The 25,759-nt window shown below is 53.1% G+C and carries 12 protein-coding genes and 2 pseudogenes; 4 read left to right on the top strand and 10 right to left on the bottom strand.

Translation table 11 applies throughout. The features are described from left to right. Nucleotides 1-472 precede the first annotated feature (472 nt). The 4 genes and pseudogenes from AB1S56_RS01195 to AB1S56_RS01180 form a co-directional block, all read right to left on the bottom strand. Nucleotides 473-8,104, bottom strand: a complete 7,632-nt coding sequence (locus AB1S56_RS01195; protein ID WP_340872328.1) for an S-layer homology domain-containing protein — start codon at nt 8,102-8,104, stop codon at nt 473-475. Nucleotides 8,105-8,109: 5 nt separating this feature from the next. Continuing rightward, nucleotides 8,110-11,301 (bottom strand): glycoside hydrolase family 44 protein, encoded by a 3,192-nt coding sequence (locus AB1S56_RS01190; protein WP_340872330.1) that lies wholly within the window; start codon nt 11,299-11,301, stop codon nt 8,110-8,112. Nucleotides 11,302-12,127: 826 nt separating this feature from the next. Beyond that, a pseudogene (locus AB1S56_RS01185) lies at nt 12,128-12,196 on the bottom strand (glyoxalase); the annotation flags it as partial. 17 nt (nt 12,197-12,213) lie between these two features. Further along, the gene (locus AB1S56_RS01180) at nt 12,214-13,662 is read right to left on the bottom strand and encodes a DEAD/DEAH box helicase (protein ID WP_340872332.1); all 1,449 of its coding nucleotides are present in this window, start codon (nt 13,660-13,662) and stop codon (nt 12,214-12,216) included. Nucleotides 13,663-14,012: 350 nt separating this feature from the next. Here AB1S56_RS01180 and AB1S56_RS01175 point away from each other — a divergent pair, with 350 nt between their 5' ends. Next, nucleotides 14,013-15,026, top strand: a complete 1,014-nt coding sequence (locus tag AB1S56_RS01175) for a DUF3231 family protein (protein WP_340872333.1) — start codon at nt 14,013-14,015, stop codon at nt 15,024-15,026. A 240-nt stretch (nt 15,027-15,266) separates the two neighbouring features. Here the strand turns inward: AB1S56_RS01175 and tnpB are convergent, their stop codons facing one another. From tnpB to AB1S56_RS01160, 3 genes and pseudogenes are all read right to left on the bottom strand, one after another. Further along, nucleotides 15,267-16,355 carry an IS200/IS605 family element RNA-guided endonuclease TnpB gene (tnpB, locus tag AB1S56_RS01170; RefSeq protein WP_367903409.1) on the bottom strand — a complete coding sequence of 363 codons (1,089 nt, stop codon included), beginning with the start codon at nt 16,353-16,355 and terminating at the stop codon, nt 15,267-15,269. 219 nt (nt 16,356-16,574) lie between these two features. Further along, nucleotides 16,575-20,048, bottom strand: coding sequence for a fibronectin type III domain-containing protein (locus tag AB1S56_RS01165; protein ID WP_340871646.1), 3,474 nt, complete (start codon nt 20,046-20,048; stop codon nt 16,575-16,577). Between the two features lie 42 nt (nt 20,049-20,090). After that, a pseudogene (locus AB1S56_RS01160) lies at nt 20,091-20,543 on the bottom strand (discoidin domain-containing protein); the annotation flags it as partial. Between the two features lie 265 nt (nt 20,544-20,808). Between AB1S56_RS01160 and AB1S56_RS01155 the strand changes: the two are divergent. Further along, nucleotides 20,809-21,510, top strand: coding sequence for a YheC/YheD family protein (locus tag AB1S56_RS01155; RefSeq protein WP_340871645.1), 702 nt, complete (start codon nt 20,809-20,811; stop codon nt 21,508-21,510). 83 nt (nt 21,511-21,593) lie between these two features. Here the strand turns inward: AB1S56_RS01155 and AB1S56_RS01150 are convergent, their stop codons facing one another. From AB1S56_RS01150 to AB1S56_RS01140, 3 genes are all read right to left on the bottom strand, one after another. Continuing rightward, on the bottom strand, nt 21,594-21,920 hold the full coding sequence (locus AB1S56_RS01150; protein WP_340871644.1) for a hypothetical protein: 327 nt from the start codon (nt 21,918-21,920) through the stop codon (nt 21,594-21,596). 123 nt (nt 21,921-22,043) lie between these two features. Next, nucleotides 22,044-23,465 carry an ATP-binding protein gene (locus AB1S56_RS01145; RefSeq protein ID WP_340871642.1) on the bottom strand — a complete coding sequence of 474 codons (1,422 nt, stop codon included), beginning with the start codon at nt 23,463-23,465 and terminating at the stop codon, nt 22,044-22,046. A gap of 24 nt (nt 23,466-23,489) precedes the next feature. Continuing rightward, on the bottom strand, nt 23,490-24,308 hold the full coding sequence (locus tag AB1S56_RS01140) for an alpha/beta hydrolase (RefSeq protein WP_340871641.1): 819 nt from the start codon (nt 24,306-24,308) through the stop codon (nt 23,490-23,492). A gap of 217 nt (nt 24,309-24,525) precedes the next feature. Between AB1S56_RS01140 and AB1S56_RS01135 the strand changes: the two genes are divergently transcribed. Together AB1S56_RS01135 and AB1S56_RS01130 are read left to right on the top strand one after the other, a co-directional pair. Continuing rightward, a complete protein-coding gene (locus AB1S56_RS01135) occupies nt 24,526-24,873 on the top strand; it encodes a metalloregulator ArsR/SmtB family transcription factor (RefSeq protein ID WP_340871640.1) in 348 nt (115 codons plus the stop codon). Nucleotides 24,874-24,966: 93 nt separating this feature from the next. After that, nucleotides 24,967-25,752, top strand: coding sequence for an SDR family oxidoreductase (locus tag AB1S56_RS01130; protein ID WP_340871638.1), 786 nt, complete (start codon nt 24,967-24,969; stop codon nt 25,750-25,752). Nucleotides 25,753-25,759: the final 7 nt, after the last annotated feature.

Raw genomic sequence — 25,759 nt, 5'->3', positions numbered from 1 at the left:
ACTTGGTGTTACAGCGACACGAGGTGTCGCTATCGCAGCAAATGGTGCATCAGCACGAGCGATAACGACACGTGAGATCGTTATGAGTCCAGAAGAGTAGCTTGTTTGGGCTACAGCGACACGAGGTGTCGCTATTCACCTCTACAAGACTCCAATTGGTCTCATAACGACAACTCGTGTCGTTGTTGCGCCTACGAACCGGATCTTCGTCGCAACCACAAAAATGACCACGGTCATTGTTTGACTGTGGTCATTTTACATTCAATTTCAGCTATTGTCAAGGTGAAACGGCTGTCGCCGTCCTTGGCGGCGCAGCGCGTTTCATTCCGAGAAGTTTAAGCTCAGATAAGGTGTAACACTTATACGCTTAGAATTCAAGAAAAGAAGCGTCCCTGTTCCCAGGGACGCCTCCTCATCGTATGGACCCGAGCGTCGCTTCACATTCGCAACGTTCGGGCAGATGTCATAACGCCTATTCCTCCAGCTTGCCAAGCAGTCGCTTGATGACAACCGCAGCCTGCGCTCGTGTAGTCAGACCTGCCGGGTTAAAGCGGCCCTCCGACACGCCCTTCAGCAGTCCCTCGCTCACCGCCAGCTCAACAGCGCTCTTCGCCCAGGACGAAATGTCCCTTCCGTCCGCGAATGTCTCTGCCGGGTCAGCGCCTGAAGGCGATGCTTCAAGACCCAAGTACGCATATGCGCGACTGATCATTACCGCCATCTCCTGACGCGTTATTGTTGCATCCGGAGCAAACCGGTGTGCGTCTCTTCCGTTCACGATGCCAGCCGCAACCGCTCGGAGCACATCCTTGCGATACCATGCGGTGGAAGCCACATCAGCAAAGCCGGAGCCTTCGTTGCTGCCCGCCTCGCCGCTGCTTGCCGGCAATTGCAGCGCTCTCGCCAGGAGCGCGGTGAACTCTGCGCGGGTGACGGATGTATCCGGTTGGAACGCGATGCTCGACGTTCCGTTCACGAGCAAGCGCTGCGCCATCCACTCGATGTCAAGCTTTGCCCAGTGCCCCGCTGTATCCTGGAAGCGATTCAGCAGCGGCTTAAGCGCCGCATAGTAACCGCTGGACTCCGCAATGGCGAACATGGCTCCCGCGCTTGCAACATGAATCCAAGCGCCTTCGCTGAACCGATACACATCGGCAGATGGTCCGAATTGCCCCTTCAGCGCTTCATTCGATATGGCCGCAGTCTTGCCGCCCGATACCCAATGCGCCTGAACGCGAACCGCTGAGGTCAGCCGTTTAATGCCGTGGCTTTGGCTCTGAGCCGCCTTATCCGCGGCACTCAGCCAGTCATTCGCGGCCGATTCTACAACCAGCTTGAACGCGGTCTCGCCCGAAGGCTGATTCCCGGCTAATGCCGCCGCCGCGTCAACCGTCACATGCAGCAGCGTTGACTTCACCAGCAGCTTGGCGCCGGCTTCCTTCATTAGCAGCATCCCTTGGGCAGGAACGCGGACAACAAGCTCATCGCCCTGCTCCTTGGTCTCCAGATACAGCACTTGACCTTGGCGCCCATCTCGCAGAGCCGCCGTAATAGCCTCGACCGCAATGTCCGCTGTAACCACAACTCTTCCATCTGCAGCCGTCTCGCTGGTTACTTTAGCGGATTGGCCAACATTCAGCGTATCTCCCGGCTTTGGATCTACTCCCGAGCCTGTGCCCGGCCCAGGGCCTGGGCCGGGACCTGGACCCGGCTCGCCGCCGCCGGAGTAGCTCACTTGCACGGTATATCTCTTGATTGCCACTCCGCCTCCAATATCCGATTGCACGGTAATGATCCCGTCCTCCGGAATGGCAATGGATTTGGCAAGGCCGCTGAGGCCAGGGTCGGAGCCAATTGTAAGCTTCGCCCCATCATGAATAGCCGTCGCCTTGATCGTCGTTTCCTTCGTTCCCGCCGGCAGCGTCAGTGTATACTCCGTTACACTGGAGCTGAACGCCGGGCTTAACGTGCCGGTGCCGAACGACAGCTCCCTTAATCCAGGGTCGAGGTCAGGCGACAACGTGAAGGCCGTCTCAGCCGACGAGTTGCCCTCCTGGTCCTTCACTGCACCTGCCGGCAGCGTCAGTCTCGCTCCCTCCAGAACGGGGGTTTTCAACGAGAGCAGAAGCTCGCGCGACTCGCCGCCGCCCTGTTGGGCCGCTGCAACCGCTGTTGTCACGACGTTCTTTGTACCGTTAATGAGCATGCCTGCTGCGTCTGCCGTACCTTGAATGGGTTCGTCGAACACGATACGAATGACCCGGCCTCCGCTCTCCATTGCTGCGCTTAGAGGCGTTGGTCCCACCAAGTCCAGCGCTTTCATCGGCACAGTATACGACTTGGCATCCTTCTCCGCCAGCATCGCATTGGCATAGCTGACGAACACGCCTTTGCCCACCTTCAACGTATATTGGCCATCCAGAGCCAGATCGTTTTTCGGCACGAAGCGCACGGTACGGGAGAAGAATACCGTTTCATCCGCCGCACTTGCCTCAAGTCCTGTGAATTGCGCCTTGCCCTCAACCGGCTTGCCGTCCGCATCTAACAGCAGAATCGCACCCGCCGGCAATTCATTTGTTTTCAAATATTTGGTGAACGCCACCTCCACATAGCTTCCGCCCGGGGCAGCGATGCCTTGCACACTGGCTACTTCAGGCGCCGCTCGCGAGATCATGCCCGCGTTGACCTCCGTATGAGGCGGCGGCACGATCATCTCCGCGCTTTCCACCGTCTCGTAGCCCCGTTTGCTCCAGACCACCTTCCACTTGCCAGGCGGCACATCCCAGCCATACTTGCCGGCTTGATCCGTCTGCTGCGGATTGACCTGATCATATTCCTCGGCCTTCCACACCTTCCAATCGCCTGTTGCCTCATCCAGGAACAGAACCGTTGCAGTGACACCCTCCACCGGATTGCTGGCCACCGCCTCGTACACATAGCCGCTAGGGTCGTAGATCCACTTCGGATTCGCTACCTTCAAGCCTCTGTACTTCTTGCCCGTCTCCTCCGTATAACATTCGTTATAGCCGGAGCCGACGGCGTTAATTCGTTCATCTACATACTTGTCGATTCGGGAGCTCGCCATACTCGTTACCTTGCCCGCAATGGCGCCGCCGACGCCCGTCAGCGCCATCGCGCCAACACCGGCGCTCATGGCCGTCTTGGCTACCTCGCCAATGATGACCGCTGCCAGCGCCTTGCCGGCTTCCTTGGCGGTTGTCGGCATTTCCTCCAGGCAATCCATACCGCTTGCTTCTACCCGGTGCATAATCTTGTTAATCTTGCCCGCGTACGTCATGTAGTCGTTATATTGGCTCTTAATGCCGCTAATCTGCCCTTTTACACCGTCCACATCTGCCTTAATCTCCATAAAATATTCCGCAGTATGCTTCCATTCGCCCGGCTTGCCAGCCAAGGCGGAGCTGGCGGCCAGCGAGCTGCCGCCCTCATCCTGGAGCAGATTGCTCGGAATGTAACCGCCGAGCTTCAAGGACATAGAGGTATCCGTCTCGGAAGCCTCGAACGTCTTCTGCACGACCGGCACTCCGGATCGAATCGCAAGCTCCTGCTCCTCCGCCGTCGGAACATAGCTGGAGCTTGGGTCTACCGTAATGGAATAGCTGAGCGTTGTTCCATCCAGCTGAGGGAAGCGAAGCACCGCGCTGCCGACATACGAATCTCCATCTAGCCGGAAGGGCTCTACGGACACCACTTCAAAGTCTCTCATGCCAATCGGCATGGAGGCCCGAATCTCATCCAACGACTCCAGATGCCCGTCGTAAGAGCGCTGCTCGTTCACCACGTCGTAATCGACATAGATTCCACCGAGGGCGCCCGCCGATATAGGCACAGTGGCTCTGAAGATGTCCCCTTGCCTGCTGGCAAGAATGGATTCGCTGCCCTCCTGGCCATCCATATACACTCTCACGTTCTCCACCCGGTCCGGCTCGGAGAACTTTAGGTCGAAGAGGAACGGATTGCCAGGCAGAACGCTATATGGCTGATCCTGTACCTGACTGCCTACCTCAACGGTCACCCATTTGCCGTTCGGCGCCTGGGAGTACGCCATACGTTCCAGTCTCGGCAGGCTTTCATCATACTCCAAGAACGCCTTCTCCGACCGCAGCGTGACGCCGCCGCTCTCCGTCTCCGCCCATAAGCCGTGCGTGCTTGGATTGCCCAGGTCGACCAGCGTTACCGTCGCCTTCCACATGCCTGCCGCGTTAGCTACAGCGCCACCCACTCGCACATTTGTATCGTACAAATGGACGGTGCTGCCGGCTGGAGCAAAGCCGCTTAGCAAGGTGCCACGATCTGCGCTGGAGACGCGCGCAGGTGCCTGCAGCGTAATCTTGGGCACATCAAGCTGGACGGTGCCCAGCGTTTCCTCCAAGCTTTCCCCATCTATCTTCGCTGCTATTCTCGCTGATGCGGCTACAGACGACTTGCTGAAGGACGGGGATACGGCCAGCTTATACGTTACCGTGCCGTCTTGGCCCTTAGCCAGCTGGCCTAGTGGAACGCTCAGCATGCCGTCCTTCACCTCCGCCGCTCCGGCTCCACCCGTAACCGCTATTCCTCCGGCAGCGTCATTCACAATGCTCATGCCCTCTGGAATGTCCAAATGCAGATAGGCTTGCTCTACTGTCTTGTCTGTGGCGTTCCGATAGGCCGCCTTCATGACGAGCGTGCTTCCAGGAACAGCTCGGGAAGGATAAGCGGTGAAGCTGTTGCCCCCCTTGTTCGCGAAGTGGCTGGACGCGTTGAACGCCAGCGTTCCCAGATGCTTGATCTCATTCTCCGCGACTGTGAACTCTACGCTTGCCGTCTCATACCGGCTTGTATAGTTGGGCTCCCGCACCGTCTTGACGAGCTCCATTCGGAACGTGCCGCCCTTCGGGATATTGACATTAAAAGGCTTGCTTTGGAAATGCTCGTTCCATGCGTTTGCCACCCACCGCCGGCCGCCGTTCTCCTGCAGCTCGTAGATGGTCGCGTAATAGGACACATGGCGTCCCGTCTCCACTTGCCCTTGAATGCGCGCGCCCTTCTCCTCCAGGCGCACCTCCACATCCGCATTCATGTTCTCATCCATAATAGAGCTGCCGCAGGCTCTTACATAACCATAGATTGTCCCTGCCAGGCAGGCTTCCACCACATTGCCCGGCTTGCCCCCTAAGCTTACCGCATTGGAGAAGTAGGACCTGATCCATCCTCCTCCCGGCGAAGAAGTTACGGTGGCCAGGAAGCCCTCCTCGCTCAAGCTAAGCGGGCCAATCCAGTCGGTATCCAGCGCCTTCTTGAATACATGCAGGTTCACCATATATTGGCTTGGCTGGCGAACGGGAAGCTTCACCGGGGTCATAGCCTCTGCTGCCACTTGCACGCTGGTCTTCTCCGAGCTGTATTGATAGCTGCTCTGCGTTGCCTCCAGAGTAGCCTCTCCCGCGTACAGGTCCAGCCTGGCCTTGCCGTCAAAGCTTGTGCGCCCGCTCACAACAACAGGTCTGCCCTTGTACGTCTGAGTGGCCGTCACCATGGCATTATAGACCGGCTCCCCCTGCGGATCCAGCACGCTGACCTCCAATCCGCCGCGATCCGGCTGGACAAGCCGGATCACCAATTCATTATCGCCGCGCTCCAGCTTCATGCTCATGGCGTTGTCCGGCGCAAGCTCGTACTCGAACCTCTCCAGATCAAGCTCTACTGTAATGACTTCATTCTCCGCAAGCCCTTCCTGCCAGAACGTCAGACCGTCATTCTCCGTGGCTGACATTAGCAGCAGCTCCCGCTCTTCATTCCAGAACGAGACCGGAATGCCGGCTACGGGACTTCCGTCTGCATCCACCGTGCGAGCCCGAAACCTTGAAGGCAGCTCGACCGGCACGGTAATTGCGGTCGTTCTTCCCGGCTGAATCACAATGTTCTCTACCCGCGCCATTTCGTGGCGATAATCCGGCGAATAGAGTAGGACGGTCGTCGACGCTCCTGGCTGAAGGCCTTCCAGCAAGGTAAGTGGACTATCGCCGAGTGTCATTGTCCTTACTTCACTTCCAGACTGGAGAAGAGTCAGAATAGCGCCCTTCAGTTCCTCAGGCTCTGCTCCCTCGAACGCAAGAGACAGACTGCCGCCGACGGACACAGGCAGATGATCCCCCTCTGCCGTTAAAGTCTCTCCCCCTCCGGTCAAGGTCAGCCGGATAGAGAGCAATTCCGTTGTTTCCTGAGACAACTGGAAATTAGCTATATACAGGCCCGATCCCTGTATTTCATTCAGCGGAATGGAGCCCGACTTCAAGGCCTCGCTCACTCCATTCCATTCCTTGTAGGAGTACTCTACCTTAGCCTCCCGTCCGGACGGTCCCGAAGCAAACAGCTGAATAGCGCTCCCTCGATGCAGAGGCTCGCTGTCGCTGCCTCTCTCGCCGATCCACTCGAAGAATAACAGCTCATCCGGCGGGTCGACCTCTCCATCCCTAACCCAAGCATAGGTAGGTCCGTTCATGCTCATATGGTACCTGCCGCCGATGGCTTCTACCTGAATGAGGTCTTCATAGCTGTTCTCGGCGGGTTGATTAGTCAAAGTATAGGATGTGCCGCTGCCCGGTACATAACCTACGGGATTGCCATTCCGATAGATCGCATAGCCCGTTACCCCCTCGCCATGCTCCGCATGGGGCCAGCTTACTGTCAAATAATCGGTTCCTATGTTGGATGCGCTAAGCTTGCTGCCTGCCGGCCAAGTTGGCGCCACCCCATCCGTAGCAACAAAAAAATCAAAATTCAAATATTCGACTTCCCCGATTCGATCCATAAAAGAAGATAGAAAAGTCACGGTCTGTCCGTCGTCTCCAATAATAGGCCTCATTAAGGTAGTGCCTAGCTTAAGCGGAGAGTCGGGTACCTGAATTGGGACAGAGGTCAGATCACGAAGTCCCGTGACGAAGCCCTCCAACGTATCCTCAGAGCTGTACCTCCCCACCTCATAGGCGACGTAAGCGCCGTCCCCGCTAATAGAGGGATAACGGCTGTCCGAGTCGTGCTGCGTTCCGTCCGCTTTCATGGATGCCCTCAAGAAGCTTTCTTGCTCGCTATCGTAGACATAAATGTCGTCCTGGCCATTGCTGTCTCCGGACCCTAGATTGTTCAGATGCGTGGCGAAGGCAACGTAGCGCCCATCTTCGCTGACAGAAGGGGTCTCCCCTTCTGCGACACGCCTGATCGCGCCATCCGTTCGATCATACAGATAGACGGTATTCCAGCCATATTCTTCATTCTCCAGCAGCTGCGCTTTGGAGACAAAGGCGATAACGCTGCCGTCCCCGCTTATACTGGGAGCCCAGCTGCCGTAATCGTAGAATTCCTTGAGGGGCTTGCTGATACGCTCCAGCTTCTCTCCGCTTGCCAGCCGGTCATAGAGGTAGACATCCCTTGTCTCATTGGTGTCCTGGGGCACCAGCTGAGCCTCGCTGTCAAATGCTACATAACGACCGTCATCGCTTATGGAGACGTAGTCCCCGTCACTATAGCTGAATTCATTAGGACCGCTTACCCCGTTAATCGTCTCCAGTCTTTGCTCCACCCAATCGTACAGGTAGACCTTGACCTTTCCGCTGACAGCGTCTTCCCCATAGGTGTAAGCGATATACCGGGCATCCGGCGTCATGTCAAAAAAGTGGACCGAGCCCGCTTCATCCGGCATTGGCGTAATCTTCAGCTCGCCAGTGCTCCGATCCTGCAAGGCCACAACCTTTCTGCCCACTCCCAGATCATCCATGGGATAGGTCATGAACGCCATGTACCTCTCATCTGAGCTCAGCTGCGTAATAGGCGTGTCAGAGGCGGGGAACATATAAGATCCCGTTCCCCGGTTAAGCCGGCTTAACAAATTCCAGGACAAGGGCGAGCTGTCGCTGCCGGCAGAAGGGAGCAGAGCTCTCACCTCGCCGCCTTCCCCTGCGGCGCTCTCACCGGCTGCCACGGTTATGCCAGGGGCGGAGTCCGCCCCCCATGCTCCCGTCGGCATCATTGCCGTCCCAAGCATGACCGCCGCGAGCAGCGACGCGGTCCTCCTTCTGGCAGCTTTTAACCACTTATTCTTCATAGGTCTTAACCTCCTGTCCCATTGGCGGAAAGCACAATATGCGCGACCGTCAATGGGGGAATATTCAGGGTGAAGCTGTTGCCTGCAAGCTCGGCTACGCCTTCCCTTTGCGTAATTTGCGGACTGTGCTCATCGAACGCCCATACCTGGGCCGACTTGTAAGCCGTTTCTCCGCCGATGTCGAATTGAGCGTTCATGGCATGGTCGAAATTTTTGTTCATAACAATAAGGTGCAGCTCGCCGTTATCCTCATGGAAGACAGAGCCGTAGATGGAGCTGTTCTCCATGTCATTCGTATCGGCTTGCACGCTGATATCTCCAAACTTGGAGCTGTTGCCGTCATAGTTGTTAAAGATACGGAAGCCGGAAGAAAGATACGGAATTTGCGACAGTCTGTTCGTGCCCGCCATATTCCAATAATGAGCCATATACATGCCTTGCTTGCCGAATATACCTAGCGCATCGGCTTGGGCAATGCCTCCGGAAACATGGTGGCCGCCGCCGAAGTCGTATTCCGTAATGGCAAGCTTGGTCCCCGGATTGTACGTATCCACGGTATGCTGAAGGTTCGGAATAAGCGGCAGGAATTCGCTGTACCAGTCGCCAATCCATGTTTTCTCCAGGTAGCTGTGGTCCCACAAGGATCTTGGAGCCTGTACGCGCACCTTATGCGTCTCCAGCGTGTGATCCAAGAACTCCGTATTCGTAATCCGCGTTCCTCCGCCCATCTCCTCGGAATACCAGTGAATGTCCAGCACGTCCAGCAATCGCTGTCCTTCCTTGCGGGATTCCCGCGCCATATTGTCTAGGTAATAGTCCAAGTACCATCTGTAATTGCCTTTGATTTCGTTCCATTCCGTCTTGTTGTCCACCATATAGGCATCGCTGAAGCCGTAGGAGACAGGGCCGAACGTCTCGGCTCCGGGATCTACGTTCTTAACTGCCTTGGACAGCTCAAGCGATTTGCGCAGCACCTCGGCCCCCTTCGGAGCTTCCGGATGCATGCGCGCATGCGTGTCATCCCATAATCCCGGCTCATTATCGAGGGAATAGCCCTTAATGCCAGTCGCCGAGCTCGCCGGACCAAACTTGTTGACCAGCAGATGGACCAGCTCGTCGTTATAGACCACGTTGTCGTTCAAATCAGGCGTCAGGCTGAATGGCGCGCCCTTGGCGGCCTTCACCTCGACCCACCTATTCGACGGAGCGGTCTCCGCCTTCGTAACCGTGGAGGCTGTATCCTTGGCTGCATAACCCGCCATAGGCAGCGTCCATAGCGTGTAGGCGCCCTTCTCCAACGATTTCTGATGGAAGCCGATGGCCGCGCTGCCCGGTATACTCCACTTCTCCTTCTCCGAGACAGGAATGCCCCCGTAATACCACGGCACAAACGAATCGCTTACGTAACCCTCGTCGCTGCCGGAGTTCGAAGCGTTGTTCTCCCAGTTGTAGGCCGAGAAGCGATTGCCGCCAGCCCTGCGCGAAGTCAGGTTCTCTGTTCCCGTCAAATCCTCATTCGCTCCATAAATATAAGGACTTATGGGCTGGCGCTCCATGGAAGGATCAATTGTAAACTGAACATCAAATGCGCCATTAATCTGGCGAAGTGTATTCACCTTCATGAGGTCGCTCCATGGACCAAGCGCGGCTCCATCCTTCGCCCTTACCCGGTAGGTGTGCAGCGATCCCGCCGCCAAGCCCTCATGCTTGTAAGACAAGCCCGTGACGGGCATAACAGTGCCGTCCACCTCGATGTCATAGCCGGTGACGGCTTCCTTCATGGCCTTCCAGGTAATCGTAATGGCATCCTCGGTTTTGGCCGCCCGAATGCCCAGCATGACAGGCAGCTGCTGCTCTCCCGTTGTTTTGATCGTCAGCAGCGAGCTCCACTGGCTGGTCCTGTCTCCCTTCAGTGTTCGAATCCTGAAGGTGTGCAGCGTGCCCGGCTTCAGATAGCTATAGTCGAAGGCCGGAGCTGTAACTGTTGTATAGACGCCGTCGGCAGCCACCTCATATCCCGTTGCGCCGTTCACGGCGTCCCAGGTCAGAGTAATCGACGTATCCGTGGAGCTGTAATGAATAGGGTCGGGGAACGAAGGCAAGTCCAGAAGCACGGGCTCCTCGCCCCATACAATCTCGCCATTTCGATACAGCACCGTTCGGAGACTTGCCGTCTCGGAAGCCATATTTGTGAAGGAATAATCGTTGAGCTGGTTAAAGGACGACCAGTCGCTTTTGTTCATCCAGCCGCTGAAGATAAGCTCCTCCGTTGACTTTATGAGTCCGGCGCTTTCGGCAAATCCAACCTCCAAATAATGAGTCGCGTCAGCGGCGGGTATTGGCAGCTTGACGAATTGCGTTGTTACGTCCGATGCGCCCAGCGATCTCCATTTCACCAGGCTGTAGAAGCCGATAGCGAACGCTTTTTCTTCATCCTTGGCGAAGTCAGCCGTGAAATAATAACGGAGCTTGAGATCCTTTAAGCTGAAGTCCGACTTGCTTTGGTTGATTACCTTGAACTTTGGCGTAATCGAGAAGGTCTCAGCATTTTTGCCCGTCGTGGTCAGTACCTGAAAGGCCTTGTCCGCCGGGGTCGGCGATGGCGCCGGGGTTTGTGTTGGCGCCTGCGTTGGCGTTGGCGCCGGGGTTTGTGTTGGCGCCTGCGTTGGCGTTGGCGCCGGAGTCTGTGTCGGTGCCTGCGTTGGCGTTGGCGCCGGAGTCTGTGTGGGCGCCGGGGTCGGCACAGGGGCTCCCTGCTTAACGGTAACCTTCGCGACACCCGGGTACCACTTGCTGTCGCTTCCCTTCCAGCCGGCGCCGAATATGCCGAAGCTGATCAGATATTCTCCGGGCGCAAGGCCTGCCGGAACATTCCACGTCAGCGGCACCGTTCTGCCGACTCCGGCTTCCAGCCGGATGTTGTCGACAACGGTCTGGCCGACTCGCTTCAGCTTGGAGTCAAAAAATTCCACGTCTAACAGCACATCGGCTTGTGCCGATGCCGTGACGTTGACGTTCACAACTAGACTGGAGCCCGTCTCCACAACAGATGCTGCGGGAGAAGCGGAAGCCTGGAAGCTTACTCCCGCAATAGGGCTGCCTTCGGCCGTGCCGAAGACAAACGTATTGAAGACAAGGAGCGCCGCCAAACATACCAGATATACGCTTTTTCTGTGTTGTCCCCTCAAGGTTTTCATTCATCCATCTCCTAACTCGCTCTACAAATTGGAGGACCGAGGCTTGAAGCCCGGTCTGCCGTCATGGTCATCATTCCAAGTTATAGCTTATAACGACTTCCAAGTATTAGGGAGGATGAATTCTTTTCACCCCCTGTCCGATTAAGCGGGTATCGCGTCCTGTTCGTAGACAAAAAATATCCATTGCATGGACACGATCGTAATCATGTCCACTCAATGGATATTTGTATAACGTGCTTCTTCGCTTATTCAACCACAGCTATCGTGACATGCCAGCTTACAGATCGTTGGATCATCGACGGATCGGAGAAAGTGACGTTGCAAAGCAAAGCAAAGCAGGCGGATACGAGAATGACCTGACCTGCAAAACCTACAGTTAATTGGGGCTATCAACCCTACCTCAGGGGATTACCTGCAAAACGTACAGCTAATTTAGGGTCAAGCACGTCATTTTCCCAAAAAACACAAATTTAAATGTAAGTTCTGCAGTTAGCGACCGTCGTAAGGGGCTTTCCGATAAAATGAACTGTACGTTCTGCATTTAAATTTTTTGCATGTAAATGAGTTCGGACTTCACGCAACCCAATAAGGTCGAAGATCTCCTTCACAATAGGAAGGAAATCTGTCGAACCGCCGGTGTTTCTGGAGCGCAGCGTTCACGAGCATATTGACTTGCCTAAGTATACCAGCAAGGGATGGCAGCTCCTGCGTCCGGTCTTGTAGCTATTGACGCCAACCGCTGCGCCCTGCTGGTTGCCGTATACCGTCTCCACGTGTGGAATCGAGATCGAGACTAAGGGTAATACTCTCTAATCGGCATTCTTTATTTCCCGCCATTATCGACAATGGTTTGAACGAGCCCTTCGATGTCAGGGTCTTGCACACAGAAGTGGAACTTGTATCAACGTCATTTTATCTTCTGTTCGCTTCCTGGACCTTAAGCAGCTTTCCTTTGATCGTTGTATCCTTCATCATACGAAGGACCAGGCGGCCTTTGCCGTTGAGAATATCCACATAGGAAACGTTATCCTCAATCGTGATAATCCCGATATCCTCCGCCGACACGCCTTCAATCTTCGCGATGGTGCCGACAAAGTCGACAGCTCTAAGCTTCTTTTTCTTCCCACCGTTAAAATACAGCTTCATAACATCTTGATCCACGCGCGATTCCTTGTTCTTCTTAACGGCTGCCTGCTTCTTCAGTTTTGCTTCAAAAGCCGATTCCCCTTGGGCCACAGCTTCTCCTGAAGGACTCGTTTTCTTCGGAATCTCGAACCCGATATATTTTTCAATATGAAGAATGAATTTCTCCTCACTAGGCGTGGCGAGAGAGATCGCTTTGCCGGAATGGCCTGCCCGTCCCGTTCGACCCGTCCGGTGTACGTAACTTTCATTCTCTAATGGAAGATCGTAGTTGATTACATGACTGATGTTATCAATATCAATGCCTCTCGCTGCTACATCCGTTGCAATCAGATAGCGAAACTCCCCTTGCTTGAACGCATTCATCACCTCAATGCGCTCGTCCTGCTCCATTCCGCCATGGATTCTATTACAGGGGTAGCCCTGCTTCTCTAATGCTTTGTACACAACCTCAACTCTCGTCTGCGTTCGGCAGAAGATGATACAGCTGTCCGGATTCTCGACCACTGTGACAGCCCGGAGCAGCTGGAGCTTATGCTCATCCTTCACCATATAGAGGGAATGCTCGATCTGACCGTTCGCTTTCCCAGCTGTCTTAATCTCAATATCCAACGGCTGATTCATATACCGGTGGCATAAACGCTCGACATCCTTGGGCAGCGTTGCCGAGAATAGCATCGTCATACGATCCTTAGGCAGCTCTCGAATAATTTTTTCCACTTGCTCGATAAATCCCATATTCAGCATCTCGTCGGCTTCGTCAATGACAAGGAATCTGACTTGCTCCAAGTCGATGGTTCGTTTCTCGATATGATCCATCACCCGGCCCGGCGTACCGACGACAACATGATTTCTGTACGTCAGCTGCGTCTTCTGTCTAGCAAACGGCTGCTTTCCATAGATCGCGATTGCTTTGATTCGTTTATACCTGCCGATATTCATAATATCCTGTTTGACCTGATCGGCAAGCTCGCGTGTTGGAGTCAGAATCAATGCCTGCGGCCGATTCTCTTCCCACTCCACCATTTCGCAGACAGGAATCCCGTAAGCCGCCGTCTTGCCGCTTCCCGTTCGGGATTTCACGGTCATATCCTTCATCTCTAGCGCAGAGGGAATGACACTGTTCTGAACCTCTGTCGGACTCTGGTACCCCAAGTGATCCAAGGCACGCAGAATATCCTCGCTTAATTTATAATCCTGAAAGCTTTGAATATCCATGAATAAGCTCCTTTTTGTAAACCCTGTATTGCTTAAATGTATCCCATATTGTGAAACATTCCTACCCCGTATGAGATAAAAGTGTATTTCTAACTGATTCCGATTACAACTGGTTTGTTGCAAAGGAAAACGGGCCAACCAAAGCGGGTAGCCCGTTATCTCTCTTTTTTGAATGTAGAACATCCATGATACATTCGGAAATGAAATGTCTTCAACACCCACGACAAAACAGCTTCTATGCGTTCTCGCTGCTGCGGATTATCCTTTTTCACAATATATGTCCCTCGCCTGAATAAATGAATCAGACATTCAACATAATGTAAACAATACAATCTATAGGAGCTGATTACGTGGATAACCAAGAAGGCCGATATATTACGTTAACCGCCACTGAGATTGGTGAGATTTGGAAGAATTACATAGGCGAGACCCTGTTAGACTGCGTATTTTCTCATTATGTGTCTAATACCAATGACCAGCGAATCAAGCAACTATTAGAAAAAGCTCAACAAATGACACAGAAGCATATTTCTAAACTAAAAGAGATCTTCCATAAGGAAAGCTTCGCCCTCCCGGCTGGATTTAGCTCCAATGATGTTCATCAAAATGCCACGGTGATATTCACTGATAAATTTTATCTCTTTTATTTGAAGGAGATGGCAAGAATAAACCTTATACAATTCTCCAACTCTTTAACCGTTTCCTTCCGCGAAGATATCCGCTCCTACTTTGATGAATGCATTGATGATGCTAGTGAGCTTTACCAAGATGTCATGAATTGTATGTTAGCGAAAGGATTTATCATACGGGCACCGGGGATCCCCATACCTAAGGAAGTCAAATTTGTTGAATCCAACGGTTTTCTGCACAACATGTTTACGAAGCAAAGACCGCTCTCAGCAACTGAAATTACGGGACTATATATAAACCTGGATGCCAATCAGCTTGGAAAATCGCTTATGATCGCCTTTAGTCAAGCTGCAAACTCGTCAGATATAAAAAAATATATGGTAGCCGGCAGAGACCTGTCCTCTAAAAACATCAACAAATTGCAGGATCTCCTCACGAAAGATCATCTGCCATCCCCTCAGCTCTGGGACGCCGAAATATTAGATTCAAAGCAGGCACCATTCTCGGACAAATTAATGCTTTATCATGTTTCCCTAGCCAACGCGGGAAGTATGTTAAACATTGCTTTTGGCGTTTCTTCAAACCTGCGGCACGACGTAGCTCTAGATTACGCAGGGATGCTCACGGACATCAGCAAGTTTTCAGAGCAAGGTGTGAAAATGTTGATTGAATACGGCTGGCTTGAGCAGCCTCCGCTTGCTGCCGATCGTGATCAATTAGTTAAATCCATATAATTGCAAGCATTCTACAATAACCTCGATATGCCTTACTCCCGCTCGCTCTACAAATTGGAGGACCGAAGCTTGAAGGTCGGTCGGGGAAGAAAAAATACCCCTTCCTTGAACACTCCCGCCACCTAAGAGGTGGAGGATTCTTGGGTTGCTGCTCCTCACGGAGCAAAGTCGTAGCGATATTTTTTTGAAATATCGTACACCAAGCGATCCCTGTGGTTCCCACAGTTCCTATTTTGTTCTTTACTGGGCCATGGCCTTTATGTTTTGTGCCGCATTCCAATCTCGGTCATGTGGTGTTTGGCAGGATGAACATGTCCATTCCCGCACGCTCAAATCTCTCACTTCTGCTTGCTTGTTCCCACAGATGTGACAGGTTTGACTCGTTGGCGCAAAAACCGGTGTTTCTTTGACCGTTCGGCCATACCACTTGGCTTTGTAATGCAGTTGACGGCTCATTTCGCCCCAGGATGCATCTGCTATGTGTTTGGCGAGGTGTCGTTGTTTCATCATGTTTGCAATACGTAAGTCCTCGAGACAGATCGTTTGGTTTTCACGGATCCATTTCGTAGTCTGCTTATGCATCGCGTCTAATCGGCTATTTCGAATCCTTTCATGGATAAGGGCGACTTTTCTTTTCGCTTTAGACCAGTTACTTCCGCCTTGTTTCCTTCTTGCAAGGATGCGCTGCCATTTCGTGAGCAGCCGTTCATATCGCAATGTATATCTTGGATTATCCATTGCAGGACCTTCCGAAGGCACGGCAAGATACTTGATACCCACGTCAATGCCAAGTATGCTGTCCGTTAAAGGAAGAGGCTGGATGTCAACCTCGCATACCAACGATACAAACCATTTGCCGCTTGGGGCTAGTCGTACGGTAGCGGATAGGATCCGGCCTTCGATCTCTCTTGACTTGGCATAGGGTACCCAGCCTAGCTTGGGAAGTTGCAGACGGTTTTCCTTCACAGCAATGTTCCCGTTCGTATATCGCGTCGTATAGCTTTGTACGGGATGCTTGCGACTCTTGAAGCGAGGTCGTTCATTTTGCTTGTTGAAGTGGCGCTGATATCCGTCAGCCAAGTTTCGCACAGCTGACTGCAAGGCAATGCTATCCACTTCTTTCAACCAAGACCACTCGCGCTTCATGTCAGGAAGCTGAGATGCACAGGCGTTATAAGACAAACCTTTGCCTGTAGCCTGATAGATCTGACTCCATTTTGATAGGAAGTGGTTGAACACAAAACGGCAGCAACCCAACGTTTTGCGCAGTTGCATGATTTGTACATGACTAGGATAGATCCGAAATTTGAAGGCTTTATGCTGGAGCATCGTCTGATTCGTCACCTCGCTGCAAAAGAGATGAATGTTAACTCATTCCAATTATAGCACAAATGTTCGTGTCTATCCATGAGCAAAATTCCCGATTCATCCCCTGCCTACACTCTCACTTCGTGAGTACGGTAGCTTAGAGGCAGGGGTATTCTCGGTGTCTATGATAAACGTGATGTTCATCATGTTCATGGGGGGGTATAATTGTCCGAGCTTGCCCTATATGAGATTGGATTTCTGTAATAAATTCCTTACCAGCTTAGCTGCTTCCGCGCGAGTAATATAGTCTTTGGGCGCGAGCATGCCATTTGGTCGGCCGGATACGATTCCAGCTTGAACACTGCCCGCTACCGCATCAACAGCCCAGCCTGCCACCTCGTGGCTGTCGCTATATTGTGCAAGCATCCCTGCTGCTCCGCTGGCATTTATATCCGATTGCATGCCGGTTAATTTCATCGCATGGAATATGATCGCCATCGCCTGTTCGCGCGTAATATTGCTTCCTGGAGAAAACGTACCGTCCTCATAACCCTGTATCAGTTGATAGGAGACTGCGGTATGAATCCATTCAGCATACCAATCTGTTGCTTGCACATCCACAAACGGCCTCGCTTCTGAGCCCCGTTTTAATCCCAAGGCGTTTACGATCATTGCGGTAAATTCAGCGCGAGTAACCGAACGGTTCGGCTCGAACAAATTATCGCCGCTTCCGTTAATGACCATCCGCGCGCCTAGATCGTTGACATCGGCTTGAGCCCAGTGCTGTTCCATATCCTTAAACGCCATGGGGTGCCAGATGACAGCGTACGTGCTGTTGCTTAAGCTGTTTATGATCGCGTAATACTTGTCGTTTATTTTTTCCACTTTCGTTGGCACATGGCTCACGCTTCCGTCTGAAGCAATAACAATTCCCGTCGTTATCTTCTCAGGATCTGCACCATCCGGAATGACAATTTGTCTTTCTACATAAGAGTTAAATGTCGAGACGTCAATCGTAGTATCGTCGTGAGTGACTTCAATTGTAAAATCAAGCACCGGCGCAACGACCTGAAATCCCGATTGGGTTGCCAACTGCTTAATGATTTGGGTCGCTTCCGGTCCCGGTGCGGCTACTTTGATGGCCACTTGAATGTCCTGAAGCTCTACATTTGTGCCTAACTGATTGGAGACGTCGCTAATATGAATTTGCTTTGCAGGCAGCGTATAGGTTGCATATTCGGTTTTCATTTCGATCACCGCTTGCTGCTGTTCCATATGCTTGATCATCCGGCCATCTAGTTGGCCTATGACTACATCAGAGCTATTAAATACCGGAACCGTAATTACCGCGCCTTGTCCCTCTGTATCCAGCTTTTCTTCAAGCACGGAAGAATTCACCTTCACGATTGTAACCTTCTGATTTTGAATTTGGGTCGTTGTCACCGTGCCGGCCTTCTCCACCTTACCATTGAGCAGAAGCTCGAATGCAGGTGCAGCAGGTTCAATAGAGTATGACGGGTAATCCCTTGTAACGGTCACTGTGTAGATCATAATGGTGCCGTCTTGGGCTGTTACTTTGACCTCAAGCTCGTTGCTGCCTACCGTTAGAGGGACCTGCCCGGACGCTTCGCCGCTAGTTACGACAACATCATTTACCGTGAGCGTCGCACTGTCGTCATCCACTGCGGCTGTCACCGTAAGACTGCTCACGTTATTTCCCACGTTTACCCTATAATCCGTGGTTTCCATCGTAAATGCAGGGTTTAGATGACCACTCGATAACGTCAGACTGCTCAAGTAAGCATTGTTTGATAACGGCGTCACAGCATCCGACGCCGTTGATGCGGACGAGACCCCTTCGCTGTTTGTTGCCGTTACCGAGAATGTATAGGCGGTGCCGTTCGTTAGACCGGTTATCGTTATCGGACTCGAGGCGCCCGTCGCCGTCAAGCCCTCCGGCGAGGAAGTGACGGTATAGCCGGTAATTGCGCCCCCTCCATCGCTTGCTGGCGGCGTAAAGCTAACGACGGCTTGACCGTCTCCCGCCGTTGCACTCACGCCCGTAGGAGCGCCGGGAACCGTCATTGGCGTTACAGCATCCGACGCCGTTGATGCCGCGGAGACCCCTGCGCTGTTCGTTGCCGTTACCGAGAATGTATAGGCGGTGCCGTTCGTTAGACCGGTTATCGTTATCGGACTCGAGGCGCCCGTCGCCGTCAAGCCCCCCGGCGAGGAGGTGACGGTATAGCCGGTAATTGCGCCCCCTCCATCGCTTGCTGGCGGCGTGAAGCTAACGACGGCTTGACCGTCTCCCGCCGTCGCACTCACGCCCGTAGGGGCGCCGGGAACCGTCATTGGCGTTACAGCATCCGACGCTGTTGATGCGGACGAGACCCCTTCGCTGTTCGTTGCCGTTACCGAGAATGTATAGGCGGTGCCGTTCGTTAGACCGGTTACCGTTATCGGACTCGAGGCGCCCGTCGCCGTCAGCCCCCCCGGCGAGGAAGTGACGGTATAGCCGGTAATTGTGGCGCCTCCATTGCTGGCTGGCGGCGTGAAGCTAACGACGGCTTGGCCATCTCCCGCCGTCGCGCTTACGCCTGTGGGGGCGCCCGGAACCGTCATTGGCGTTACAACATCCGACGCCGTTGATGCGGCGGAGACCCCTGCGCTGTTCGTTGCCGTTACCGTGAATGTATAGGCGGTGCCGTTCGTTAGACCGGTTATCGTCATCGGACTCGAGGCGCCTGTTGCCGTCAATCCCCCCGGCGAGGAAGTGACGGTATAGCCGGTAATTGCGCCGCCTCCATTGCTGGCTGGCGGCGTGAAGCTAACGACGGCTTGACCGTCTCCCGCCGTCGCGCTCACGCCCGTAGGGGCGCCGGGAACCGTCATTGGCGTCACAACATCCGACGCCGTTGATGCGGCGGAGACCCCTGCGCTGTTTGTTGCCGTTACCGTGAATGTATAGGCGGTGCCATTTGTTAGACCGGTTACCGTCATTGGACTCGAGGCGCCCGTTGCCGTTAGGCCCCCTGGCGAGGAAGTGACGGTATAGCCTGTAATTGCGCCGCCTCCATTGCTGGCTGGCGGCGTAAAGCTAACGACGGCTTGACCGTCTCCTGCTGTCGCGCTCACGCCCGTAGGAGCGCCGGGAACCGTCATTGGCGTCACAGCCTCCGACGCCGTTGATGCGGCGGAGACCCCTGCGCTGTTTGTTGCCGTTACCGTGAATGTATAGGCGGTGCCGTTCGTTAGACCGGTTACCGTTAGCGGGCTCGAGGCGCCTGTTGCCGTCAGGCCCCCCGGCGAGGAAGTGACGGTATAGCCGGTAATTGCTCCGCCTCCATTGCTGGCTGGCGGCGTGAAGCTAACGACGGCTTGACCGTCTCCCGCCGTCGCGCTCACGCCCGCAGGGGCGCCGGGAGCCGTCCTCGGCGCCACAGCATTCGACGCCGTTGATGCCGCGGAGACACCTGCGCTGTTTGTTGCCGTTACGGTGAATGTATAGGCGGTGCCGTTTGTTAGACCGGTTATCGTAATTGGACTCGAGGCGCCCGTTGCCGTCAGGCCCCCCGCCGAAGAAGTGACGGTATAGCCTGTAATTGCTCCTCCTCCATTGCTGGCTGGCGGCATGAAGCTAACGACGGCTTGACCGTCTCCCGCCGTCGCGCTCACGCCCGTAGGGGCGCCGGGAGCCACGGCCGTATACAATTCAAACTCTGAAATGGTATTTGATAACGTACTTCCATTATTACTTGTAAACAAGACCCTGACATATCGAGAGGAAACAGGAGCTGCTAAAGCCTGGTCAGTATTAGCAGCAGTGTTTCCTGTTACAATCGCTGCAGGATCCGCGATGGTGGAATAGTCAGTGCCATTAGAGCTGGTTTGCAGCTCATAATTAACATTTCTACCTGCAATGTTAGTCTTAATTACCCACCTTTGAAAGGTGGTTACCTCCCCTAAATCGACGCTAATCCATCTCGGAAAAGCAACCCCATTACCACTAAACCAATGACTCGAAATATTCCCGTCATTAATGTTTGGTGCTGAATAATGGGACATATATACGCTATCAGATGTGGCTGCCTTGCCGAGAGCAAGATTCGTTGCATTCGCATTTACCTTATCTTCTGGAGCAACCGTAAAACCGCTGAAAGCAAGCACTAAAATTAATAAAACCCGTACACTTTTTTTAAATACCATACACATTCTTCCTTTCATATAAAATGATTCCGTGTCTAACTCCCCATCACTTACTCTTTCATCGATTTGTCTATTTAGATCGATTCTTGTCATCATTAGCATACTAAAGGCGACTGATAATTTTCTTACTTCGGTCACTCTTCATCCATTAATCATTTATTAAATATGGACGAATCATCCCTTATGCTGCCGACAATTATGACTTAGAATGACGTTAAAAGGTGTAAAGGCTGTGAGCTCCATGTCAATCAAGAGGGATAAATGGATGCAATATCGCATCCTTCGAGGCAAGTCCGCTCTCGCCGGACGGCTGCCCGCAACACAGTTGCTCCATGATAAAGCTTTAACGTCGATGCTGCGACACTACCAAAGCGTTGTACTAAAGCCTCGCGACGGGCGATACGGAAGGAATATCGTGTTCGTCACCCGGACCGGAGGGAACACCTATCGCATGCAAAACGAAAGAAATGTGGTCACCCTGAACAGCCTCCATCCATTACTAAAGTGGCTCCTCCGCAAAAAAAACAAAGGTCGCCGCTATATCGTCCAGAGGCGTCTGCAGCTGGCTCAAATCGGGCACAGACCGTTCGACATTCGAATCATGGCTCAGCGAAAAAAAGGCTCCTCGTCCCCGTGGCGCGTGACGGGCTCCTACGCCAAAGTTGCAGCCCAAGGCTACCTGGTTACCAATGTGGCCCGCCGTACCATACCCGTATTGGAGGCGCTTCAAGCCGCTCACATCGGAAACCGGGACTTGCTGGCGGAAGCGGAGCGTATCGCGCTGATGGCTGCCAAGCGCCTTGGCGAGCGCTACCCCAAGCTTCGGCAGGTCGGCTTCGATATTGGCATCGACAAGAGGCGGCGAATCTGGATCATTGAGGGCAACTATCGACCGGACTTGCGCCCCTTCCGGCTCCTGAAAGACACCTCCATGTATCACACCATTATGAGGTACAAGAAGCATTAACATGAAAAGACGACCACCCTGTTGGTATGGGCGGTCGTCTTCTGGGGCATGAGTACTTAGCTTTGCATAGCTGCTGCTGGAGGCTACTTGCGACGTCTTCTGGCACTTACCACGCGCGTCACTTGGTAACGGTTCTCTCCCACTTGAATGATGGCGAATTGGCTAAAGGACGTACCGGAAGATGTGTAAGGCTGCGCCTCAATATTGCCAAGCGGCGTGCGCACCGTCGCGGTAATTCTCGTCAGTAGACAGATTCCGCGGCCAGGACCGGTCCACGTCTGGTTGCTTTGAACATTATAGCCATCGTTGCTGCAAAAGATGGATGCGTATTCCACTCGTCCAAACGCGCTATACGGAGTGGAGTTCGAAATTTGAACCGGATCATAACCGCTAGCTCTTCTATTTCCCATCCTCAAAACCTCCCTTACATCGATATAGTTCATAGAATGCAGCGGCATCCTGTTTGGTAAGGGATGAATGTGGACAAGGAAAAAATAGGTGAACTAGAACCTGGTAAGGTGAATTTGAGTAAGTTAGCGGACGATATGCCGATTCTCCTCATAGTCAAATGGCAGAACGACCTCAACCGTCGTTCCTTCGTTCCGTGTGCTGAATAGTTGCAGCGAGCCTTGATGATCCTCTACGATTTTACGACAGACCATGAAGCCTAATCCCGTACCCTTCTCTTTGGTTGTAAAGAACGGCTCCCCAATTCTCTTCAGCTTATCCTCGGGAATGCCCTCCCCTGTGTCCATAATGCGGATGAGAAGGCTGCCCTCATCTTGCTTGGCGAGCGTGATGATAACCTGGCCTCCTCCCGGCATCGCTTCTATCGCATTTTTGAGGAAGTTAATAAAGATCTGCTTCATTTGATTCTCATCGCATGGAATGAAGGCCGGCACATCCTGCTCGCACTTGATTTCGACATGAATGTTATGCAGATTAATCTGTGAATCCATAAGGGTGGACACCTGCTCCAGCAACGCTCTGATGTCCACTTGCTTCAATTGCATAGCCTGCGGCTTGGCTAGCAGCAGCAGCTCATTCAATATCAATTCAATGCGATTCATTTCGTCTCTCAATATTTGAAAATAATACGGCTTTCCGTTGCCCTCTGCTTCCATTAACTGATGGAAGCCCTTAATCGCCGTTAACGGATTGCGAATTTCATGGGCGATGCCTGCCGCAAGCTGGCCCGCGATGCTTAGCTTCTCGGAATTCAGGAGCAGCTGCTGGGTTCGCTTCCGCTCTGTCAGATCGCGTATAATAGCGCTCCAATAGTACTCGCCATTCACTTGCCAGCAGTTAAGAGACATTTCCGCAGGGAACTGCGTTCCGTCCTTGCGCAGCCCGCTCCATTCCGCCATTTGGCCCATTGTCATGGATTGTCCCTGCTCTCGAAGACGCTCTACGGCCTCATGGTAACTCTCCTTGAGCTGCTCTGGGATGAATAGCTCCAAATCTTGTCCCGTGGCTTCCTGCTCGCTGTAGCTGAAGAGCGCTTCTGCCGCCCTGTTCCACGACACAATCTTCATATGGCGATCAGTCAATATAATCGCGTCGCTAGCCGTTTCGACAATCGACTGCTTCGCCTGCTCCGCCGCTTTCTTGGCAAGAAGATATTCATGCTCCAGCTTGTGCCTGTTCACCGTTCGCATCAGAATACATTCGTTGACCATGACGCCTTCCCGTTCGCGGCATACTCCGTTCAGCAGGACGGGCACCTCCGCTCCGTCCCCGGCCTTCAAGGTCAAATACATTTCCTCCACCTTGCCGCGCAGCTTCAGCATGGGGAAGAGATACATATGATAGAATAGCTTGCTAGAATCCGTTAAGATCGTGTTTACGTGACAGCCCTCCGTATGGACGCGATCTGCAGCCATCCACCTCAGCAGCTGATCATTAATCGACAGGATGACTCCATCCAGAGACAGGGATATATAACCGCAGGGCAACTGACCCGTATCCAGATGCATAGGCTAACGATGAAGCTTACGAAGATAGTCTTTGATCAATGCTGCCGTTTCCTCAGGATGACTCAAATGCGGGCAGTGCCCTGTAGCCTGCATGAATTGAATGTCGCTGCCGGGCATGTGGCGATGCATATATTCGCCTACTTGCCTTGGAGCGATGGCATCCTCCGCACATTGCAATATAAGCGATGGAACGGTCGCCTTGGGAAGATCCTGCCGATTGTCGGAGAAGAAGGTGGCCCTGGCAAAGTTGCCGGCAATAACAGGATCGGTAGAGCAGAAGCTTTCTTCCAACTCTTCCGCTAGATGCGGACGATCCGGATTTTGCATAATGATAGGAGCAAGCATGCTCGCCCACTGTATGTAATTTTTCTCCATCAATTCAATCAGACCTTCGAGCGCGCTTCTATCAAAGCCGCCAGCGTAGTGAGGCGGATCATTCAGGTAGCAGGGAGAAGGTCCCAGCATAATAAGGGAATCGAAGGGCCTGGGGTCCTGAATGGAAGCCAATAACCCAATCATACCGCTGACCGAGTGACCTACGAATGTGACTTTTTGCAATTCAAGAGCGTCAATGACATCCAGGACATCCTGGGCATACCCGGCCAGCCCACTGTACCTGATAGGGTCATAGTATCGCAGGTCGCTCTTGCCTGCCCCTACGTAATCGAAAGTAATAATCCGATATTCCTGCTCAAAGGCGGGCGTCACATACCTCCACACCCTCTGGTCACAGCCAAAGCCAGGCGCGAATAGTATGGACTTGCTCCCGGAGCCTGTTATGTTGACGTCGTTCCGCCTTAATCGTTCGTGGTTGCGCTCCACCTCAAGCCTCCTTTGTGTTATTCTTGCATATCTTCCCTTATTATAGCAGGTCCTATGAAATTAATAATCAAGTTATCCAGGGAAAAATCGACAGACACCCTCTCGGGCATAACAGTAAGTCACAGCTCTTGACATCGCCGGCAGTTCCCATTATATTTATAATCAAATAACCAAATGATTAGTTATTTAGTCGATGAGAATATGGAGACAGCATACAATGGAAACCCCTGACACGACTCAACTGGAGACAATCGTCCATCGGCAGCTGCGGGAATGCAGTCCGATCTTCCTCGCTTTGGCTGACCCGGTCCGACAAGATATTATCATGATGCTGACGAAGCACGATTCGCTTAACGTCGCCCAGATCGTCGAACGATCACCGATGTCCCGATCGGCCATATCCCACCATCTCAAAATATTAAAGCAAGCCAAGCTACTCCATGCCACCAAAGTGGCCACCGAGATTTTCTACAGCCTGGATATCGAGGGTCCGGTGCTGCAATTGAAGGATTTCCTTGCAACGACGGATCGCATTATCGAAATGAAGAGCGAAGGGGCCGAATAAACAAGGCTCTTTCTTATTACGCTAAATATCCAAATAATTAGATACTTAGTTATTTGGATTTTAAATAAATATCGAATAGGAGACTCCATTCACATGAAAACAAAAACCGTCCTGATTACTGGCGCATCCAGCGGAATTGGCAAGGCATTCGCGGAATTGTTCGCCAAGCTTGGCTATCGCGTCATTCTGGCATCCCGCAACGAGGAGAAGCTTAAGGAGCTTGCTCGGCAGCTGCAGAACCATTACAACGTGTCCACGATTGCGATACCCGTTGACCTGGCTCAGAGCAATGGCGCCGTCCTGCTCCACGAACGACTGAACGATCAAGACATCAAGATCGACGTACTCATCAATAATGCTGGAATCGGCTCCTTCGGACTGCTGCATGAACAGGACGTACGCTCCGAGCTTGAGATGCTGCAGCTCAACGTCCAATCGCTCTCCCACCTTATGATGCTGTTCCTCCCAGACATGGTGAAACGCGGAAGTGGGCGCATCCTCAACATGGGCTCGACGACATCGTTTTATGCTTGCCCGCTCAGCGCCAATTATTCTGCCTCCAAGGCATTCGTACTCTCGCTCACGGAATCCGTCGCGAACGAGCTGCAAGGGACAGGCGTCACTGTCACCGCGTTGTGCCCTGGAGCCACGGGAACCGAGTTTTTCCGAAGCGCGAAGATGGATGGACAGAAGGTTGCCGACCCCAAAGCGCTCATGAACCCGGAGACCGTTGCAAAGATCGGGTACAAGGCGCTGATGAGCGGCAAAACGTACGTCGTTCCCGGCTTCCAGAACTGGCTGCTCACACAAGCGCCGCGTCTGTTCCCACGAAGGTTTGTCACCAAGATCACGCGCGGCGTTCTCGAGCAGAAGCTGTAATCGGCAA

This window comes from Paenibacillus sp. PL2-23, from assembly GCF_040834005.1.
Taxonomy (GTDB): Bacteria; Bacillota; Bacilli; order Paenibacillales; family Paenibacillaceae; genus Pristimantibacillus.
The sequence above is the reverse complement of the archived record's forward strand: the minus strand, read 5'-3'. Positions and strand labels throughout refer to the sequence as shown.

Bases quoted from the DNA above. Each gene is read 5' to 3' on its own strand.
- AB1S56_RS01195 (WP_340872328.1), bottom strand. From the start codon at position 8,104: ATGAAGAATAAGTGGTTAAAAGCTGCCAGAAGGAGGACCGCGTCGCTG.
- AB1S56_RS01190 (WP_340872330.1), bottom strand. From the start codon at position 11,301: ATGAAAACCTTGAGGGGACAACACAGAAAAAGCGTATATCTGGTATGT.
- AB1S56_RS01180 (WP_340872332.1), bottom strand. From the start codon at position 13,662: ATGGATATTCAAAGCTTTCAGGATTATAAATTAAGCGAGGATATTCTG.
- tnpB (WP_367903409.1), bottom strand. From the start codon at position 16,355: ATGCTCCAGCATAAAGCCTTCAAATTTCGGATCTATCCTAGTCATGTA.
- AB1S56_RS01155 (WP_340871645.1), top strand. From the start codon at position 20,809: ATGCAATATCGCATCCTTCGAGGCAAGTCCGCTCTCGCCGGACGGCTG.
- AB1S56_RS01150 (WP_340871644.1), bottom strand. From the start codon at position 21,920: ATGGGAAATAGAAGAGCTAGCGGTTATGATCCGGTTCAAATTTCGAAC.
- AB1S56_RS01135 (WP_340871640.1), top strand. From the start codon at position 24,526: ATGGAAACCCCTGACACGACTCAACTGGAGACAATCGTCCATCGGCAG.
- AB1S56_RS01130 (WP_340871638.1), top strand. From the start codon at position 24,967: ATGAAAACAAAAACCGTCCTGATTACTGGCGCATCCAGCGGAATTGGC.